This is a genomic window from Candidatus Ponderosibacter sp. Uisw_141_02 (assembly GCF_048087665.1).
Lineage (GTDB): Bacteria > Pseudomonadota > Alphaproteobacteria > Puniceispirillales > Puniceispirillaceae > UBA3439.
The window spans coordinates 1,044,915-1,064,694 of the sequence record NZ_CP159807.1 but is presented as its reverse complement, the minus strand read 5'-3'; the positions used below and the strand labels follow the sequence as shown (position 1 = coordinate 1,064,694).

The following is a 19,780-nucleotide window of genomic DNA, read 5'->3' as shown; positions in this document are numbered from 1 at the left end:
TTCATAAATCATAATTTGTCGCATAATGTATATTATGCGTACAAGGGCAATTACAGATTCCAGACCAGCCCATCAATACCGGGCTTGGTACCTTGCGGACAAATTGCCGATAAAGTTTCGTAATCCGCTTCAAGCCCAAGATGTGTCAAAATTGCCTGTTTTGGTTTCACCCGATCAATCCAAGAAAACGTCTGTTCATAATGGCTGTGCGATGAATGCGGCGCGGCACGTAACGCCTCGACAATCCACAAATCAATCCCGGCCAATCTGTCAAACACATCATCACCCATCCCGACAACATCGGTCGAATAGCCAAATTTTCCGTCAAACAAAAACCCAAGTGAAACGGTATTGCCGTGATCTTGATGGAAAATCTCAATCTTGCATCCACCAATCTCAAGGACATCATTGGCAGCAATCAAATTCATTTTCATCGGCGGCACAAAATAAGATGGCGAATCTGCATGTTTGGTAAACAGATACGGGAACCGCGCCAAAATCTCGATGCTATGCTGTTTGGCGGCATAAACTGGGATATCAATCCTATCAGGCCAGTAAAATGCGCGCAAATCATCAAGGCCGGCAACGTGATCTGAGTGCGTATGGGTGATCAACAGCGCGTCAATACGCTTTAACCCAAGCGGCAATAGCTGGTTGCGGATATCAGGGCCAGCATCGACAAGAATGACCTTATCGTTAATTTCAACCAGAACAGCGCATCTTTGACGCCGATTTCGCGGATCATGCGGATCACAATCACCCCAACCAGCTTGTCCAAGCGCCGGAACACCAACCGACGTGCCGCATCCAAGCATGGTTACTTTCATGATCCAACCGTCTTGCATGATAAATCCATCCGGTTAAAAAGTCGCAACGTATTGGCGCGGGTGATGGCCGCCATATCAGCCGGCTGACGGCCACGCACCGCGGCCAATTTGACCAAAGTATGCGCGGTATAGGCTGGCTCATTCGGCCTGCCGCGATGCGGTGCTGGTGCCAGATATGGCGAATCTGTCTCAACCAGAATTCGATCTTCGGGCATTTCAGCGGCGATTTCACGCAATTCGTCAGCTTTGTTAAAGGTCAAAATGCCTGAAAAGCTGATGTAAAATCCAATGGCAACGGCGCGCCGCGCCAAATCTGCGCCCGAGCTGAAACAATGCAGGACGCCGCTAAACGCCCCCTTCTCCATCTCATCTTCAAGAATGGCCGCCATATCCTCATCAGCATCACGCGCATGGACAATGATTGGCAAATCAACTTCACGCGCAACGGCGATCTGCGCCCGAAAACTGTCGGCTTGCTGCTGCGGGGTGGCATAATCATAAAAATAATCAAGTCCGGCTTCACCAATCGCGACACATTTGGGATGGTTCGCCGCCGCCCGAATGGCGTCTATATTGGCCGCGTCTGGCTCGTTTCCGGCTTCATGTGGGTGAATCCCAACCGAACACCAGACATTGTCATGCGCCTCTGCGATCGCTTTTGGCGCATCAGCAGTGCTAAGCTTGACGCCGATGGTGATAATATGGGTGACACCAGCCGCATTTGCGCGCGCTAAAACCCCGTCCAGATCATCCGAAAGCTGCGGATAATCAAGATGTGCATGGCTATCAATCATCAAAGGCTTATTGTCATCCGGCATTTATGTCCGCCTCATCAACAAAACGCGGAAACACCGGTTCCGGCTTGGCAATCATTTGTCCATTGGCAAGCCGCGCCTGCCCGGCCAATTGGGTAAAGTCACGCGCTGCCGGATCAACGCCAAGCTGGTCGAGGATCTTGGCAGCCGCATCCGGCATCACCGGCTGGACAAGGATTGCCACTTGGCGAATGGTTTCAGCCAAAACGGCCAAGACCTCGGCCATGCGGGCTGGATCTGTTTTCTTTAAGGCCCAAGGCGCAACATTATCAACATAACGATTTGCATTTGAAATCACCTGCCAGATCACACGAAGCGCCTCATGGAAAGCTTGTTTGTCAATATGCTGGCGAACCGTGTCAAGCAATGCATCCACGCTGGCCAGAAGCGCCTGATCTTCGGCGGCTGGCTTTTCCGGCTGGGCTGGCATGATGCCATCACAGTTTTTAAAGATCATCGATAAAACACGTTGCGACAAATTGCCTAGATCATTGGCAAGATCGCCATTGATGCGCTGGGTTAGGGCTGGAACCGAAAAAATACCATCATTGCCAAACGGCACTTCGCGCATCAGGAAATAGCGCGTTTGATCAAGACCATAGGTTTCCGCAAGATGGTTCGGATCAATGGCATTGCCGAGTGATTTTGAAATTTTCTGGCCTTCATTCGTCCACCAGCCATGTGCAAAAACCCGCTTTGGCAATGGCAAACCTGCCGCCATTAAAAATGCCGGCCAATAGACCGCGTGAAACCGCAGAATATCTTTGCCAACCATATGCAAATCTGCTGGCCAAAGACGTTCATGTTTTTCGGCATCGCCATTGGCGCCATCAACAGGCCAACCGGTTGCAGTTACATAATTGGTAAGCGCATCAAGCCAGACATACATGACATGATCTCCGTCATTTGGCACCGGAACACCCCATTTAAAGCTGGCACGGCTGACCGATAGATCGCGAAGCCCGCCTTTGACAAAACTTTTAACTTCGTTAAACCGACTTTCCGGCCCAACAAAATCTGTGTTTTCAGCGTAAAAAGCCAATAATTTATCCTGCCATGCTGAAAGGTTAAAGAAATAGGATGGCTCCTCAACCCATTCGACTGGCGCGCCGGTTGGTGCCTTACCATCGACCAATTCGGTTTCGGTATAGAAGGTTTCATCGCGAACCGAATACCATCCTTCATATTTACCAAGGGTGATATGGCCATTCTCCAGAAGAATTGACCAAATTTTCTGGCAGGCTTGTTTGTGCCTGTCTTCGGTTGTGCGGATAAAATCATCATTCGAAAAATTTAGCTTGGCCGTCAGCTCACGAAAATTCTGGCTAACTTGATCGGTAAATTTTTGTGGGCTCACGCCCGCCACTTCAGCCGCTTTTTCAACTTTTTGGCCATGTTCGTCAGTTCCGGTTAAAAAGGTAACATCATAACCATCAAGCCGTTTGAAACGCGCCATCACATCGCAAGACAGCGTTGTATAGGCATGGCCAATATGCGGTTTATCATTCACATAGTAAATCGGTGTGGTGATGTAATAGGTCTGGCTCATAAGTTTTATCCGGATAGAGACGCTGTAGAATTTAAATCCCCAAGCAATGAGGTAGCCCAGCGGCTTCGTTAGGGCAAGGTTTTCTCATATAATTTGATCATTTGCCGAAGTAAAAACTGCGAAAAATCGAGATAAAGACCTTCGGCACGAGACGAGTCTTTTAAGAATGCGTCATGAAAACCGGCAAGCGTTGCCGCCGTGTGCCGTTTGCATAAAGCATCAATCGCGCCAGTTTCGAAATTGCATATTGTCAGGCTTGAACCGCCGCTGGCTGTCAATGCGGCAAGCCGCAACAGCCGATCAAGGCAAAACACCGCCCCTTCGCGCGTTGCCCGCCCTGCCGCGGCACCCCTGCCCCATTTTCCGGCAAGCGCCGCCATCGCCCCAACATCAAGCTTTGGCGCGGCCAAAAGCGAACAGGCAACCTGATAACAATCAGCCGCGCCGCTTTCAGCAAGTGAAATCGCCCGCCCGGGCGCGCCGCCACAAAGCTGCGCCGATAGATCAATATGTCCTGCATCAGCATCTGGCCATATTTTTGCCAAAACATCACGGCACATCACCGCATCCAATGCCGAAAGCCGAACAACCCGGCAACGCGACCTAATCGTTGGTGGCAATTGCCCCGGACGTGACGACACCAAGAAAATCACCGCCTTTTCGGGTGGCTCTTCCAATAGTTTTAACATGGCATTGGCACCATTGCGGTTGATCTCATCCATTGAGTCAATCACTGCAACGCGCCAGCCACCTCGCGCCGGCTTGTGCGCCATAAACGGAACCATATCGCGGATTTGATCAATTTTGATCTGGCCTGATTTATTATCGTCAAGAACGGGCGCAATCGCCAAATAATCAGGATGCGCGCCGCGAAAGACCAGATTTGCCCCCGGATCATCAGGTGAAACGGCAAATTGCGGGGCGGCATCACCAAACAAACCTGCTTCAGCCACCTGTTCAGACAAAAGCCAAGCCGCCGCCAAACGCGCCATACTAGCTTTGCCAATGCCACGCGGGCCAGTTAATAGCCACGCATGATGCATACGACCATTTGCCAACGCACCGGCAAGCGCATTGATAAAATCACTGTGACCAACAATCGCTGTTGGATCGACAGCATCATCTAATTTGTCATTCGGATCATTCATACAGAGTTGCGCCAGTTCCTTTTCCGCCGTCATCCAACAATTATCCAGCCAAATTCGCCAATCAGTTGCGCCAAGCAAATTAGCTTGCCGCAATCATGCCTTTTGCCACAAGCAAAGCACGGACCGCGGCGATCACATCTTTTGTCACCGCGTCGGCCGGTCTTGCCGCATCAATCTTGGCAATACGGTCGGGATATTTTTCGGCACGTTCAACAAAACCCTGCCGCACTTTTTGGTGAAAAGCAGTGCCTTTTGACTCAAACCGGCTTTCAGCATCTCCGCGCTGGATTGTGCGGGCAAGCCCTGCATTGCTGTCCATATCAAGAAGCAAGGTTAAGTCAGGAACCAGACCTTGGCATGACAATTCGTCAAGCCCGTCAAGAAGCGCATTATCGACCCCGCCAACATAGCCTTGATAGACATGTGTTGAGTCGGTAAAGCGATCACAAATGACAATGTCGCCGCGGCTAAGCGCTGGCTTGATCACATGAATGACATGTTCATGGCGCGATGCCGACATCATCATCGCTTCGGTTGCCGGCTGCCATTTGCTGGCTGCGCCATTCAACAGCAATTCGCGAATTGACTCGGCCTCGATTGTTCCCCCCGGTTCGCGCGTCAGACATAGATTTACGGTGTTTAAATTGGATTCAATCCAGTTTTTAAGCTGTTGTATTTGTGTTGTTTTACCGCTTCCCTCACCACCTTCGAAGGTAATGAACAGGCCGCGCATTACCGCCGTCACTTTACAATCGGTGGCGTAACAGGCGCGCCAAAGATCAGATATTTCACCGCGGCATTAACCCGATCAAACATCCCCAAAACTGGAACATCCTGCCCTGCCCGCAAAACCAATTTGCGGCTATCGCCCTTGATATCAACAGTTAATGTTCCCAATTGATCACCTGCCACAATCGGCGCTGGAACCGGATCAAGCCATTGAACCGATAATTTCAAATCGCGGCGTTCTTGATAGGATAACAGAAAGTGAAGCGGCGCGTCCAAAACCAGATCGACCTTGGCTGCATTGCCAAGCCACACATTGGCCTGATCGACCGGTTGTCCCTTATCGAAAAAGCGATAGGTTTTGAATTCACGGAACATTAAATCCATCAGGCGGCGCGATTCTGCCGACCGTTGCTTCATGCTTGTCATGCCATTCAGAACCATGATGACGCGTTGACCATCACGTTCGGCCGATCCTACCAACCCATAGCCTGATTCTTCAGTATGACCAGTTTTTAAGCCATCAGCACCAGCTGTACCATAAACAAGCGGGTTGCGGTTTGGCTGGCGAATTTTGTTATAGGTGTATTCCCGCTTGGCAAAAATAGGATAAAGATCGGGGTATTTAACTGCAGGAAATCGGCGGATCAGCTCGGTTGTCATAATATTCAGATCAGCGGCTGTTGTCGTCAAATCAGGATCAGGCCAGCCGGTTGAATTCCGGAAATTTGTATTTTTCATACCAAATTTTTTAGCCCAGAAATTCATTTCATCAGCAAAGGAGTTTTCCGTACCGGAAATCCCCTCGGCCAGAACAATGGCAGCATCATTACCCGACTGAACGATAATGCCATGCAGGAGTTCACGAACCGATACAGTTCTACCAACTTCTAGAAATGTTCGTGACCCGCCTTTTTTCCAAGCTTTTTCCGAAATGGTGAATTTATCATCCATGCTAAGCTGGCCATCAGCAATACGCTGGAACGCCACAAAAATGGTCATAATCTTCGCCATTGATGCCGGCCTCATTGGCGCGTCGGCATTCTTGCTAAACAGCACTTTGCCAGTTTCAAAATCGGTAATATGGGCCTGCTTTGCTGGCGATGTGATTTCAGCGGCAGAAACAGGCATTGCCGCGCCAAACAGCGACACCACCAAAAATGATCTTGCCAAAAAATTTCGTATCATCGTCAAATCCTTATCACTCGCGAAAGCCAGCCCTGCTTAAAGACCGGCCTGTGCAGCGGTCACCCCACCTATGTATCACCCTATAAAACGGCATAAAAATGTCATTGCCTAATCAACGACAATCCGCGCGCCACTAAAGCCGATATTGAACACTTTTTGCAGCATCGAATCTGCCATTGCCACCTCGTCGACCGGCCCAAGGCGAACACGATACAGCCGCTTGCCAAGACGGTTTACCATAGACACCCCGCCTGAGCCAATCGACCCAACCTTTGAAAATACATCATTGGCGCGCTGCTCAGACCCAAAAGCTCCAATCTGAACCCAGATCTTGGTCACAACGGGCGGAACCGAAATAACCTCGCCAACACGCGATTGTGATAGTAATTCCAAGGCCGATTGCGGTGGCTGATTAACCACAATCTTACTTTTGATTTTACTCGATTTGGCAGTCAGGCTTACCGAAGGATTGATCGCTGGCGTCATTTTCGGCATGGCGCCTTGATCATTGGCTGTCAAACTTGGAAATTCGCCCCTTTTTGCAAGATTTTCCAAGCGCAAGCTTTGCTCTGCCAATATCTGAACGCGAACTTTGGCAATGCCTTGCTTGACAAAACCAAGTAACCGCGCGCCCTCATGCGACAAATCAATGATCCGGCCGGGCGCAAAAGGCCCGCGATCATTTAATCTGACAACCAATGATTTGCCATTATCAAGATTGGTAACGCGAACCACCGATGGCAATGGCAAGGTTTTATGCGCAGCTGTTGCAATATTGGGATCAAACACTTCACCATTCGCGGTCGGCCGCCCCAAAACAGCGGTTTCCTCGCCATACCAGGATGCAAGACCCGTTTCGTCATAGGTCAGATCGCGCTTTGGATAATACCAAACGCCAAATTCTTGATAGGGATTGCCAATTTTGTAATGCGGTTTGGCGACAAATTTAGCTTGTTTGACGGTTTGGCGTTTATGTTTTTTGAACAGATCAACAGCCAGTTCAGCCGAAGCACAACCTTGTAACAACAACCCCAAGGCCAACATCCCAAACCAGTTTTTCCGGTTAACACGCATTCTTTTATCCTGTTGTTTCACAATCCGGCTTATCGCAGCTTGTCAGACAAATGGCCAATCGCCAGCGCGTAATAATTTGACCGGTTCCAATCAAGGATTGAGTCAAAATTGCTATAGACAAGAAAAGCAGGGCCATCACTGCCAGCAGGCATCACCAGCCGCGCGGTTAGATTTTTTGTTGGCAAGGCACTACCATCGGCATTAAGAACGCCTGCCTCTGCCCAAACAGGTAGTTTGACGCGCGTTTTCCCATCGGCAAGTGCCTTGGCATCTTTTCCATTCATCGAAAAGCCCTTTGGCAATGTCACCTTTCGTCCCCAGGTCATATCGTCACGCCAGCCTGCCTTCGACAGGTAATAGGCGGTTGAGGCAAACACATCGGGCTTGGTGGCCCATATATCGCGTTTGCCATCCCCATCCCAATCAACAGCATAGGATAAAAAACTGGAAGGCATAAACTGGCTTTGCCCCATGGCGCCAGCCCAAGATCCCTTCATTTTATCGGGCGCGATATGGCCCTCTTCCAGAATTTTTAGCGCATTCAATAGTTCTTTGCGGAAATAGGCGCTTCGGCGACCATCAAAGGCCAAAGTTGCCAAAGCATGCGGCACATTAAACGAGCCCAAATATTGACCAAAATTGGTTTCAACACCCCAGAACGTGACGATATAGCGTTTTTGCACACCATATTTTTTTGAGACTTTGGTTAGAATTTCATCATGCTCGACAAGCATTTTGGCCGCGATCCGCGCCCGTGTTGGCGAGGCGATTTTGCTGAGATAATCGTCAAAGGTCATGGTGAATTCAGGTTGGCGGCGGTCTAGCTCAATCACGCGCTTGATTGGCACCGCATTGCCTAACGCCGCATCCAGAATTTGATCTGAAATGCCGCGTTCTTTGGCTTCTTGACGAAGCTCAACAAGCCATTTTGCAAAATCGTGATCGGCTGCACTGGCAATGGGGGCAATCAATAATGCCAAAACGGTTATAATTGCGCTTAATCCGAATTTCATTTTGCAGCCTTCCCAACGTTACCAAGCAGCTTATCAAAACCGGTCACGGCAATGCGATCGGCGGCAAGTTGAGACATGGTAAAGCGGAAGCCGGCTTAGGGGCAACCGTGAATTTGCTCAATTAGTCGTTTCTTCGACAGAAAAAAGAACTGGCCAATCCACAAACCCGAACAATATCGAAAAACCCAAGTGATACCGCGGTGAAACCCCAGCGAAACCGCAGCGAGATCAAATTTGATTTGTCTTTTATCGGCATATGATGTCGTCATTTGGCGTTTCAGGGCAAATGGCGTCGCCTGCCCCGAAAATTAATCTACAGCTTTTCTTTCAAAATGGCGGTTGGGCTTGGCGCATCACCAAATCGTGAATTAAGCGCAATTGCCATCAATGGCGGCACAATGATCAAGGTCGCCAAGGTTGACAGGCCAAGGCCACCAAACACCACAACACCAATACCGCGATATAATTCTGATCCGGCACCCGGGAAAATAACCAGCGGCACAAGACCAAAAAGCGAGGTTAAGGTCGACATGAAGATTGGTCTGATCCGGTTCCGTGTTGCTTCGATCACCGCATCATTTGCCGACAAACCCTCTTCACGCATATGAAGAGTGGTTTGTTCAATCATCAAAATCGCATTATTCACAACAACACCCGTTAGGATCACAAATCCAAGCATGGTCAACATATCAAGCGGCTGCCGGATCGACAGGTTCAAGATTGCCAACCCGCCAATGCCCCCTGCCGCGGCGACCGGAATGGCCAGAAGAATAATCATTGGCAAAACAAAGCTGCGAAGCAAAATCACCAAAAGCAGGAAAATAACAAAGATTGCTGTTAACACATTGGCCTGCATGGCTTTCCATGTCATTGCAAGCGCGCTTGCCGCACCTTCAAGCTTGATTGTCACGCCATTTGCTGATGCTTCGGCACGAATAGGCGGCAAAATTTCATTGTCAATAACATCCACAACATCTTCAAGCGACAACGCCTCGGTGGGTCGCAGCCGAATTGAAATGGCCTGCCGCCCGCCTAGCCTTCGCACCTGAACCGGCGCACTAATCACCTCGATATTTGCCAATTGCTCAAGCCGAATCACATTGCCTTGACGCGTGATTATCGGAATATCCTGCAAATCTCTGGTGCTAAGATTTTCTGCATCCTTGCCTGATACAACCATATCAATCAATTGGCCATCAATTGGCACCTGTATAACGTTGGCACCATCATTAAAGACATCAATTGCCGATGAAAATTCACGAACCGAAACGTTGGCTCGCGCCAGAGCGGTTAGATCAGGCGTGATCCGAATTTGCGGCGCGCCCGAATCAAGACCGGGTAAAGTACGGATTTGGTTGCCATCGCGTGCTGAAAATTGCGCACTAAGAGCGTCATTTACCTGCACAGCAACCGGCAGGATATCTTCAGCTTGCGACCCAACAATATCAATGCTGATTGACCGTGAGCCACCAACCGAACGACCAAAAAGTGACGATTGCTGCACAAAGGCACGCGCGCCCGGTTCGGCGAAAATAGGACGCGTCAGCACCATGCGCAATTCACGAACACGCGCCGGATCACTGGCTGATGCACCGGCAAAGGCCCCGCCGGAATAGGCTACAAAGAAAAACCGTTCAATGGCTGGCGGGCCGTCTTCAGTGACCTCGCCTTCCCACAAAGGCCGCGCTGCTTTTTCCATCCGCTCAGCGATACGCAGGGTTTCTTCCATCGAATAACCAGCTGGCACGCTGATACGACCAAAAATGAAATTCGCATTGCCATCGGGAAGATAATCCAATTTGGGCATCAGCTTGGCACTGATTCCAAAAGCCGAAGCCAGAACGATAGCCACAATGCCAAAGCCGACCAGTTTGCGCCTTACGACAAATTGGGCATAGCCAATAAACAAACTGGCAAACCGGCGGGCAATCGGATCAAGCACCGGAATTGTTGGCAGCTTTTCAAATCGGTTTGCCGCCCCGCCAAGCAATCTGGCCGCCAATGTCGGAATGACTGTTACCGACACAACAACTGAAATCAAAACCGAAACCGAAATCGCAATGCCAATGTCACGGAACAATTGCCCAACAGGCAAATCCAAGGTCAATACCGGAATAAAAACAATCACCGTTGTTAATGCCGATCCCAGAATTGGCCCCCAGACCTGACGCGCCCCATGATAGGCGGCGTTTTGAGAATCGATCCCGCGTTGGCGAAGCCGGAAAATATTTTCCAGAGACACAATTGACGCATCAACCACCATGCCAACGGCAAAGGCCAGGCCAGCAAGCGAAATCACATTGATCGACAGCCCCAATCCTGCAATCGCCACAAATGTGCCTATCACCGATACCGGAATCGCAACAAAAACGATCAGCGTTGGAATGAAATTGCGCAAAAACAGCATCAGGATGCATAAGGCCAAAATACCGCCAATCCAGATATTCTGCTGCACAAGATCAATGGCTGACGAGATATATTTTGTTTCGTCATAAACGACGCGCAAATTCAAGCCTCGCGCATCAAGCTCATCACGATTAAGCGCATCCGCAACAAGGCGCAACCGCAACATGGTACCAACAACATTGCTTCCCTGCTCACGGATTGCGTTCAAGATAATTGCAGGTTTTCCGTTTAACCGCCTGAAACTGGTACGTTTTTGTACTTTTATTTCGAGCGTTGCTACATCTTGAAGAAGCAAAGGAACAATCGTTCCCGATGACGATATATCCGCACGAATAACAATATTTCCAGCGGTTTCAGGTGTAAAATTCAAGGCTTCAGACCTGACCGTGTAGGATCTTTTGCCTTCGGTCACCATGCCAACACTCATCATTGACGACGATGATCGCAGCGCGTCAATCACCTCATTCACGGTGATCTTATATTGGATCAGCTTGTCCGGATCGATAACGACGCGCATTTCACGCCGCCCGCCACCACGGTAATCAACCTCGGCAATGCCTTCAACGCGAGACAAAGGCTCGACAATATTCGTATCGAGATATTGCCCAAGCATTTCAAGATCGACATTCGATCCATCCTTGGCGACAAGTGCCAATCGCGCAATCGGGCTATCTTCAGAATTTGACGTTCGCACAAGCGGCGTATCGGCATCATCAGGCAGCCCGTTTACCGCTGACAGCTTGCTTAGCAGCAAAACGAGCGCTTTATCCATGTCCTGGCCAACACCATAGGTCAAGGTCACACGGGCATAGCCCCTTGTTGAGCGTGAGGCGATTTCCTCAACACCATTCAATGATGCCAGTTCATTTTCCAGCCGCCCAACAATTTCGCGGTCAACATCGGTTGGTGACGCGCCAGCCCAGCGCACCCGCACATCAAGAACCGGTTTTTCAATATCGGGACTCATTTGAATCGGGATCGACTGCAACGCAACCGCACCAAAGATAACGGTCATGAAAATCAGTGCCAGAACAGCAACCGGCCTTTCAATCGCCAGCTTGATAATGCCGCCCATTAATTTGAGCCTTTCATTTCAGCCGGTTTTGACGAGCCTTTAGATTTTTGCCCAGAGCCGGCCTTGCCGCCTGCTTTCTTATCACCACCAATTTGGATTTCTTTGCCATCGGATAATTGCTCATTGCCACGAACAATGACTTTTTGACCAGCCGTAAGGCCTTTTTTCACGATGAAACCATCGTCAACCGCAGCCCCGATCTGGATAATCTGCCGGCGCGCACGATCGCCATCGGCCAGATAAACCATATGCCCCACCGCTAGCGGCAGCACCGCATCTTTTGGTACAACTAATAGCGGTGTCGGGCTGGTTGTTGGCACCTGCATGACCACAACGGCGTTGTCTGCCTGCAAGATCGATGGGATACCGCCACTAACGGAAAACCGCATCGTGCGGGTCGCCGAGCGCAAATTTTGCACCGGTAACGAGACGCGAAGTTGCATTTCCAGCTTGCTGCCATCAAGACCGCGCCCTGAGATGGATTTGGCAGCTTCAATATAGCCAAGATAGGTAACCGGAATTTCAGCCTCGATTTCAAAATTATTCAAGTCGGTAATTTTGGCAATAATTTCGCCTTCGCGGGCATAACCACGACGATAATCGGCTAGAAAAGTAATCTGACCGGCAGTTTGCGAGCGCAATTTCGTGGCTTTGATATCTTTGACAAGCTGGGCAATTTCAAATTCGGTTTGCGCAATTGTGACGCTACTCATCTCGCGTTGCGCCTTTTTGCGCGCAATTGACGATTCGCGGCTTAATAATTGCAAATTTGCCGTCAGGCTGGCGTTAAAAGCCGTTTCAGCCGCATCAACGGCAAGCGCATTATTGGCCACCAGCTCTTTCGCGCGCTTGGCCTTGCCAGCAAGCAATTCAGCTTGCGCTTTGTTGACCTCAAGCAACCCTACTTCGGCGCGCAATTCATCATCACTATCTGCCAACCGCAGCTTGGCCTCGCGGAGCCGTGCGCGAAGCTGTGATAATCTTAATTCAAGCTTGGCGCTGTCCTGAATGGCGATGATATCGCCTGGCACAACCTGATCACCAAGCCGAAATTCGCCAAGCTGTGTTGTTGCATTCGTCACCGCGGTGACTGAGTCCACAAGGCCAACAGTTAGCCGCCCTTGCACCTCGGTGAAATTTGACAGAATTTGGGTTTTTACCTCGGCAATTTCAACCCGCGCGGTGCGTTTGCCACCGCCAGCCTTTTGCGCCCATGACGGGGTGACTGTCGCAATAACAATTGCCGCAGCAAAGCCTAACCCCGCCGCGAATTGAACATAAGCGGAAAAACCGCCCCAAAAACCATACCTGGCGGCTGGCAAAGGATGAGTGAAGGGCACCATATACTCCTGAAAAACACGCACGACACAGTCATTTTCCAGTTTTGGAGGAACTGCACGACCAAAAAGGTCTTAAGCCCCAAAGCATGGTCATGACAAGCAATGTCACAAGACGCTAATATGATCCGATTTCACGGGTTAGACAAGCATATGATAACAAGATCAACAGAAAACTAATAAAAATGCGGCAATTTGGAAAAACTACCCGAATGCTTATTGACAGATCTGTCTGATTTCCGCTAATCCCATCTTCGACGGAGAGGTGGCAGAGCGGTTGAATGCACCGGTCTTGAAAACCGGCAAGGGCGAAAGCCCTTCGTGGGTTCAAATCCCACCCTCTCCGCCATTTAATTTTCTACACTAATGATTTCATTCTATTTTAATTTTCATACCGTAAATTTACGTACAATTTCCTGTGCTAAACCCACACAATGACACAATTCCAGCCATAAACCCGTCAAAATACAGGTGCAGTGTCAATGGTGAACCTAACCCATTTTCTCCCTAAACTCGGCCGGCCTTTGCGCTGGCCTTATTTTGTGGCAGCATTTCTCACGAGGATGTGAACAATGCTTAAAGATCACAATAGATTTAATTATTCAGGTATTTCGACACGGCCTTCTTTTGAATGGCCGGGTGGAAAACGCATAGCCTTTTACATCGCTTTAAACATTGAACATTTTCCGTTTGGTGAAGGTGGCGGCATTGACTTAGATCGCGAGACAAAGCCTTGGAGCCAAAGAAGCTGGTTATGGCGCGAATATGGAAACAGAGTGGGTGGTTGGCGTTTAGCAGATCTGTTTGACGACCTTGAAATGAACGTTGGCGTTATCGTGAATGCAGCTAATTACTCCCACAGCCCTGAGCTTTTGGAACGCTACCGCAACCGCGGTGATGAAATGATCGGCCACGGTATTTCAAACGGCACCACAAGGCCCATTGATATGGCCATTGATGAAGAGGCTAAAATGGTCGCTGAAGTAACAGAAATAATGACCAAGGCTGATGGTAAGCGCCCTAATGGGTGGTTGTCCTCTTACCTCACTCCAAGTCAAAAAACGCCAGATATCTTGTCCGCAGCTGGTTATGAATATTTGTTGGATTGGGGTCTCTGTGATGAGCAGCCCTTCTGGATGAAAACTAATAACGGCGAAATTTTAACCCTTCCCTACCCTATAGAACTTAATGATCAGCCAGCAATAGTCGGACGCCGAGTTTCAGCTGAGGAATACTCAAATATGATTATTGTTCAGTTTGATGTTCTGATGGATTTAAATGAGCCACAACCGCTTGTTTTTCCGCTATCGCTTCATTCATTCATTGTTGGTCAGCCCTTCAGACAAAAACACTTAAAAAGAGCCCTCGATTACATATGTAAAAGGCGTGATGAAATCTGGATTACAACACCAAACGAAGTTTCTAGGTTTTACCGTAAACTGCCACTAGATAAGCAATTGAAGCAGTAATGACCCGCACCCTACTCACAGCCATATTCCTAACCCTGTTCAGCCAGACGGCTCGGGGTGACAATTTAGCTGAGGTACAGCTTGTTAGCAAATTAGATGATCAGCGTGGATATTGTATAGATATACGCGGCCATAAGGATCGCGCAAAGGTTCAAAGAGGGCTTCAGGCCCACACGTGTTACTCCTACCAAGGGCAGATTGGCGTGGATCAGGCTTTTGATGCCAGCCTTGCAGCAACTGGTAGATTTTATCTGCCTGCCTTTGACGTCTGTATGGCAGCAGAAAACAGTTCTCAAGGATCGCGCTTAATTCTGACCAGATGCGCTGAACAAAATCTTCAAAAATTTGATCTAAACTCAGCTAATGAGATTAGATTAGTTGTTAACAACGAACTTTGTTTAGTAGTGAATGACGGAAAGTCCAAAGAAGGCGGTGGTGGCACACCTATTCACTTGATGAGGCGCTTGACGCTTGAAAACTGCGCTACAACCAAGGGCAAATACAAACATTGGCGTATAGGCAATTGATCATATTCCAAATTCAGGTAACCCGCGAAATGCCCCACAAACTCACCCTATTCCTCGTCTGTGCTTTTGAAATCGCGCTGATCCTGTTTGTAGCGGCGTGGGTATAGAACAACAAAGCTAGACAATACAATTAGCCCGCAACCAATGGCCGCAGTTAATGTGACGTTCTCTCCAAAGAAAAAAACACCGATTGCCCCACCAAAAATGATCCGTGAATATCTAAAAGGTGTGATTGCAGACACCTCACCAATCCGCATTGCTGAGATGATTGAGCTGTATCCAATTGTACCAAGAAAAACACCTAGAAGTAGATAAAGCCAAGAACTGGCGTCCGGCCAGATAAACGGTTCATTGAAGAAAAAGCTTAAAGCGAGGCCTGACAGGGCAATCGATATAAAGCCGTGCACCCCAAGAGTAAAAATATTCAATGATTTTGGCACCGCTCGGCTAGCAAGATCTCGACCCGCAAAACCAAGCATTCCTAGCACCGCCAAAATTGACAAGAATGAGAAGCTATCACTGGCAGGGTCAACTATGATCAAAACGCCAAAGAAGCCAAGCAGAACGGCAGCCCACCGCAGAGCACTAACTTTTTCTTTGAACAATACAGCTGCGCCAACCACAACAACAAGTGGAGTTGCCTGTAAGATCATTGTAGATGAGGCTAAGGGTGTCAAAGCAAGCGCAGATGAGTAAAATACGCGACCTGTTAATTCAGACACCACGCGAAAATGCATTGGCTTGGTGAAAAAAACCAATGAAAAAATCTCTTTTCGCAGGATCAAAGCCAATACAGAAAATGTCAGAGCTCCGCCAAAACCCAGCAGAAATAGAATCTGTCCAACTGGCAACGCTGACGAAACAAGTTTTATCACACTATCTTCGACAGCAAATGTTGCCATTGCAACCACCATCAAAAAGCTGCCAAGAAAATTTTCTTTTTGAATGTTACTTATCGGCAAAATGATGAGACCTGACCCTGTTGAAGCTGTTTTGGGTAAATTATAGCCGTTAAATCGCCACGTTTAATGAGCGCTTAAGCCCTAAAACTTCTCAACCCAAGGTCTCAGTTCAATTTCCCAAGACCAAACGCTGCGATCTTGGCGATGGAAATGAAGGTAAGTCTTTGCAATTTCATCTGGATCTAAAAGCGTTTGTTCTCCAGTATCAGGTCGTAACTCAGAGGAAATACCGCCATCGATAACGAAATGTGCAACGTGAATATTTTTTGGTTGCAACTCCCTAGCCAAGGATTGCGCCAGACCACGGAGGCCAAATTTACCCATTGCAAATACTGAAGAGTTTGGAAAACCTTTTATTCCAGCTGAAGCGCCAGTAAAGAAGATACTTCCACGACCGGTCTTGATCATTCGAATGGCAGCTTGTTGAGCAACTAAAAACGCTCCATAACACGTTGTTTCAAGTGCTAACTTTGTCTTTGCCGGATCAAGGCTTGTTATGTCGCCTCTGATTCTCGCTGAAGGATTGTAAACTACAACTGATGGCTTACCTGAAATTTGGTCAGTTTGAGCAAATAGGTTCTCGACTTGATCAATGTTAGTCACATCGCATTGCACCAAATCACAGTTGATCTCTTCTCTCAAACCCTTCAATTTTTGGATATCACGCGCTGCCAAGACAACAGACATATTTTCCGCACTAAACAATCTAGCGAGAGATGCGCTTAAGCCACTACCTGCACCAACTATAATACACGTTTCTTTATCCTGAACCATAAATTGGCCTCCACAAAAACACAGGCACCATACAAAAATCTAACAGCTATTCTAAAGGTCAGGGAAAATGAACCGAAGCACAAGGTCAAATCTCTCATTTCGTTAGTTACCTCGACTTAATTATTTGGCCTATGCGCCGACTTTGTTTTCTGTCAGGGTTTCATAATCAAAGTATTTTGGAGAACCGGTGATGAAAACCACAGGACGTTGCTATTGTGGCAGCCTAAAGTATGAAATTAGTGGGCAAGCTGAGGCTGCATTCCAGTGTCACTGCCGAGAGTGCCAGTACATCACTGGCGGTAACCCAAACATTGTTATGGTGTTTCCTAAAAATGCATTTCACTACGTAGAGGGGAATCCAAAAAAGTTTGCAAGAACCAATCTTGAGACGCCTGTTACTAGACATTTTTGCGAAAACTGCGGAACGGCGATGGGAACCGAGAGTCCCGCTCGTCCAAACTCAATGATTGTAAAAGTTGGGACACTGGATGACCCATCAGCATTCGCAGCACAAGCAGCTATATTTACTTGTGACATCCAACCATTCCATCACTTGCCAGATGGCCTTCCAGCCTTTGAAAAACGACCACCAAAAAAATAATTAATATTGCTTCCACTGTGATAGTTACCAAAAAGGACCAGATTGTTAACTTGAAAAATCCTGATCACAAATTCAAAGGCAATCCAATATATGATTTTTTACTGGTGTTTGTGGGCCTATTTTTCGCATTCTTTATTACCAGTCCAAATGATTGGCACAGCCCGTTGATATTGGTTATGGCTGCGATGGTCTCTTGTTTAGTAGCGTTAATTTTGTTGAAATTTAAAAAAATATAAAACAGTTACTTATTACCTATTTACGAAGCGAAATATTAACTATAATTCTCTTGATAGCCGAATTTTGGGCTCGCGCATCACCCGCTTAATAGCGTCTCTGGAAGTGCCTTTCTACAGGATGGATTAATTGGTGTTACCCTTCTCCATAACGAACGCCAAGTTGTTAGCTGGCATTTCCAAAATTTTGATAATCTTAAGACTTTGTTGCCTGAAGAGATTGAGCATCCAGGCATCATCTTTATAACCAATATTTGGATCAGCCTCTATCAAGCTCTGATGAAAGCATCTGTCACCACTGCTGCTGAGAACACCATCTCGCATAAACGGACCATAAATGACGCAACGCCCATCTTCAGCTAGCGATTGAGAAATTCCACATATGATAGCTTTTACCTCAGCTTCACTGACAAGGTGCAATAGGTTAACCAGCAAGATGAAATCCTGATTGGGGCAAAAGGATGACCAACCCTTATCCGTTACATCCAGTCTTATGGGCGGCAAAAGATTTGGTAACTGTTTTGCGAGGCTTCTTGAGACAATGCTATTCAAGCGGGTCTCGTCTATGTCAGACGGTTGCCAGATTAAGTTGGGAACAGCAGCGGCAAGCTCAACTATGTGTTGCCCGGTACCGCTTGCGATTTCCAGAGCACTTCCACTTTCCGGCGCAAAACTGCGAACAAGCTCAATTATTTGGGCTGAATTTCTCTCTGCAGCAGGCGAATGCAGGCATCCATCCCTTTTTTCCTGAACAACGCTGGCTGTTGATGGGATGTTTTTACGCAATACCAATTTAAACCACTTCCCAAATAAAAGTTAACCCCTTTGATCGCGCCAAATTCATTGCAACCGCCTTCTTTTTGCCATTTGAACAACAGTTTAGCACAATCTTACCATCATGGAAAAACCCCAACAAAAAAGGAGGAGACCTTGGCTTGGGAGCACTGTTTTCGAAGCAAGTGATGACGCGGTTTAGAATTTTAGAGAAGAGATTTTTTCAGAAAATTCAAAATTCTATTCATTTGCTGAATAAGTGCTCGTTAAGCGCGCAAATCACAGCATGGTTAAACCTTGCCAAGTAAGGCAATGTAACTAAAGTCTAGGCAACCTCACGTTGTTACGGAACAATAGCTTGACCTATTTAACTGAGTTATTTGGCGCGGTTGGCGTTGTCACGCCATTCCTGTTTTACGCTATTGGTTTTATCGCGGTGCTCATCACTGCGATTTCAAAATCCAGCTTTGGTGGCGCCGTCGCACTGGGCATACCTGTTCTTATACTGGTTACATCGCCCCGCATTGCATTGGCCGTAACGCTTCCTATTTTATTGATTATTGATATCTGGGTGGTGTTTTTTTCAAACAATAAAATTAATTATAAACTTCTCGTGATTATGTTGATTTTTGGTTTGTTGGGGCACGGCCTCGGTTGGTATTTTTTCGATTATGTATCGAACACTGCGCTTGTCACCTTTATTGGCGGAATGTCGGTATTGACAGCTTTTTTATATTTCAAAAAACGTTTTTTGCCCGTCAAAATAGACCTTGTCGCCATCCCGCCTCTGCAAAACAGGCCAATTGCGCTTTGGAGTTGGGGCGGTTTTTGGTGCACATTATCAGGCATTGCCAGCTTTATTTCAGTTTCAGGCGGCATCCCATTGCAGATATTTCTATTATCTTGCAAAGTGCCCCGGACGGTCTTTATCGGCTCAGCAGGTGCTTTTTTCTTTATCTTGAATCTCACCAAAGTCCCGCTTTATTGGGAACTTGATATTTTGTCCAAATCGAGCATCATTATCTCGTTATTGCTTTTGCCAGCGATACCTATTGGGGTGGTACTGGGGCGCAAAATAAGTGATTTAATGACCGATCAGCAATTCTATCTTTTATTACATTTTGCTCTGGCTGTTGTCGGTTTGCAACTTCTGGTGAGTGTTTACGCCTAATCAAAATCAAATTTATACGAACCGCTTTTGGTTTTCATCATTCACGCCCAATCGCATTCAATAGAGGTCTGGACTTTTAGAGGTCTGGACTTTAATTTTATTACTCGGCAG

Annotated in this window: 17 protein-coding genes and 1 tRNA gene; 5 read left to right on the top strand and 13 right to left on the bottom strand. The window is 47.7% G+C overall.

Going from position 1 to position 19,780, the window contains the following annotated elements; genetic code table 11:
• Nucleotides 1-50: 50 nt before the first annotated feature.
• The 10 genes from ABXT40_RS05420 to ABXT40_RS05375 all read right to left on the bottom strand — a co-directional run bounded on the left by ABXT40_RS05420 (nt 51) and on the right by ABXT40_RS05375 (nt 13,164).
• Complete coding sequence (locus ABXT40_RS05420) at nt 51-827, bottom strand: MBL fold metallo-hydrolase (RefSeq protein WP_443646810.1); 777 nt, start codon at nt 825-827, stop codon at nt 51-53.
• Nucleotides 824-1,645, bottom strand: a complete 822-nt coding sequence (locus tag ABXT40_RS05415; protein ID WP_443646809.1) for a TatD family hydrolase — start codon at nt 1,643-1,645, stop codon at nt 824-826. The genes ABXT40_RS05420 and ABXT40_RS05415 overlap by 4 nt, the downstream gene beginning before the upstream one ends.
• Nucleotides 1,635-3,191 carry a methionine--tRNA ligase gene (metG, locus tag ABXT40_RS05410; protein ID WP_443646808.1) on the bottom strand — a complete coding sequence of 519 codons (1,557 nt, stop codon included), beginning with the start codon at nt 3,189-3,191 and terminating at the stop codon, nt 1,635-1,637. The genes ABXT40_RS05415 and metG overlap by 11 nt, the downstream gene beginning before the upstream one ends.
• A 68-nt stretch (nt 3,192-3,259) precedes the next feature.
• Nucleotides 3,260-4,372, bottom strand: coding sequence for a DNA polymerase III subunit delta' (locus ABXT40_RS05405; protein ID WP_443646807.1), 1,113 nt, complete (start codon nt 4,370-4,372; stop codon nt 3,260-3,262).
• A 46-nt stretch (nt 4,373-4,418) separates the two neighbouring features.
• Nucleotides 4,419-5,072 carry a dTMP kinase gene (gene tmk, locus ABXT40_RS05400; protein WP_443646965.1) on the bottom strand — a complete coding sequence of 218 codons (654 nt, stop codon included), beginning with the start codon at nt 5,070-5,072 and terminating at the stop codon, nt 4,419-4,421.
• An 8-nt stretch (nt 5,073-5,080) separates the two neighbouring features.
• On the bottom strand, nt 5,081-6,253 hold the full coding sequence (locus ABXT40_RS05395) for a D-alanyl-D-alanine carboxypeptidase family protein (RefSeq protein ID WP_443646806.1): 1,173 nt from the start codon (nt 6,251-6,253) through the stop codon (nt 5,081-5,083).
• 108 nt (nt 6,254-6,361) lie between these two features.
• Nucleotides 6,362-7,327 carry a septal ring lytic transglycosylase RlpA family protein gene (locus tag ABXT40_RS05390; protein WP_443646805.1) on the bottom strand — a complete coding sequence of 322 codons (966 nt, stop codon included), beginning with the start codon at nt 7,325-7,327 and terminating at the stop codon, nt 6,362-6,364.
• A 29-nt stretch (nt 7,328-7,356) separates the two neighbouring features.
• Nucleotides 7,357-8,340: a lytic murein transglycosylase gene (locus ABXT40_RS05385; RefSeq protein ID WP_443646804.1), complete on the bottom strand. Its 984-nt coding sequence runs from the start codon at nt 8,338-8,340 to the stop codon at nt 7,357-7,359.
• Nucleotides 8,341-8,653: 313 nt separating this feature from the next.
• On the bottom strand, nt 8,654-11,821 hold the full coding sequence (locus tag ABXT40_RS05380; protein WP_443646803.1) for an efflux RND transporter permease subunit: 3,168 nt from the start codon (nt 11,819-11,821) through the stop codon (nt 8,654-8,656).
• A complete protein-coding gene (locus tag ABXT40_RS05375) occupies nt 11,821-13,164 on the bottom strand; it encodes an efflux RND transporter periplasmic adaptor subunit (RefSeq protein ID WP_443646802.1) in 1,344 nt (447 codons plus the stop codon). The genes ABXT40_RS05380 and ABXT40_RS05375 overlap by 1 nt, the downstream gene beginning before the upstream one ends.
• 253 nt (nt 13,165-13,417) lie before the next feature.
• Here ABXT40_RS05375 and ABXT40_RS05370 point away from each other — a divergent pair.
• From ABXT40_RS05370 to ABXT40_RS05360, 3 genes are all read left to right on the top strand, one after another.
• A tRNA-Ser gene (locus ABXT40_RS05370) sits at nt 13,418-13,507 on the top strand.
• A gap of 223 nt (nt 13,508-13,730) precedes the next feature.
• Nucleotides 13,731-14,627 (top strand): polysaccharide deacetylase, encoded by an 897-nt coding sequence (locus ABXT40_RS05365; protein ID WP_443646801.1) that lies wholly within the window; start codon nt 13,731-13,733, stop codon nt 14,625-14,627.
• Nucleotides 14,627-15,154 (top strand): ricin-type beta-trefoil lectin domain protein, encoded by a 528-nt coding sequence (locus ABXT40_RS05360; protein ID WP_443646800.1) that lies wholly within the window; start codon nt 14,627-14,629, stop codon nt 15,152-15,154. The genes ABXT40_RS05365 and ABXT40_RS05360 overlap by 1 nt, the downstream gene beginning before the upstream one ends.
• A 47-nt stretch (nt 15,155-15,201) precedes the next feature.
• On the opposite strand, the gene ABXT40_RS05355 is transcribed toward ABXT40_RS05360, so the two are convergent.
• A complete protein-coding gene (locus ABXT40_RS05355) occupies nt 15,202-16,071 on the bottom strand; it encodes a DMT family transporter (protein WP_443646964.1) in 870 nt (289 codons plus the stop codon).
• A gap of 126 nt (nt 16,072-16,197) precedes the next feature.
• Nucleotides 16,198-16,890: an SDR family NAD(P)-dependent oxidoreductase gene (locus tag ABXT40_RS05350; protein ID WP_443646799.1), complete on the bottom strand. Its 693-nt coding sequence runs from the start codon at nt 16,888-16,890 to the stop codon at nt 16,198-16,200.
• Between the two features lie 190 nt (nt 16,891-17,080).
• Here ABXT40_RS05350 and ABXT40_RS05345 point away from each other — a divergent pair, with 190 nt between their 5' ends.
• Nucleotides 17,081-17,491: a GFA family protein gene (locus tag ABXT40_RS05345; RefSeq protein ID WP_443646798.1), complete on the top strand. Its 411-nt coding sequence runs from the start codon at nt 17,081-17,083 to the stop codon at nt 17,489-17,491.
• Between the two features lie 359 nt (nt 17,492-17,850).
• On the opposite strand, the gene ABXT40_RS05340 is transcribed toward ABXT40_RS05345, so the two are convergent.
• Nucleotides 17,851-18,510, bottom strand: a complete 660-nt coding sequence (locus tag ABXT40_RS05340) for a DUF938 domain-containing protein (RefSeq protein ID WP_443646797.1) — start codon at nt 18,508-18,510, stop codon at nt 17,851-17,853.
• Nucleotides 18,511-18,856: 346 nt separating this feature from the next.
• Between ABXT40_RS05340 and ABXT40_RS05335 the strand changes: the two genes are divergently transcribed.
• On the top strand, nt 18,857-19,669 hold the full coding sequence (locus ABXT40_RS05335; protein ID WP_443646796.1) for a sulfite exporter TauE/SafE family protein: 813 nt from the start codon (nt 18,857-18,859) through the stop codon (nt 19,667-19,669).
• Nucleotides 19,670-19,780: the final 111 nt, after the last annotated feature.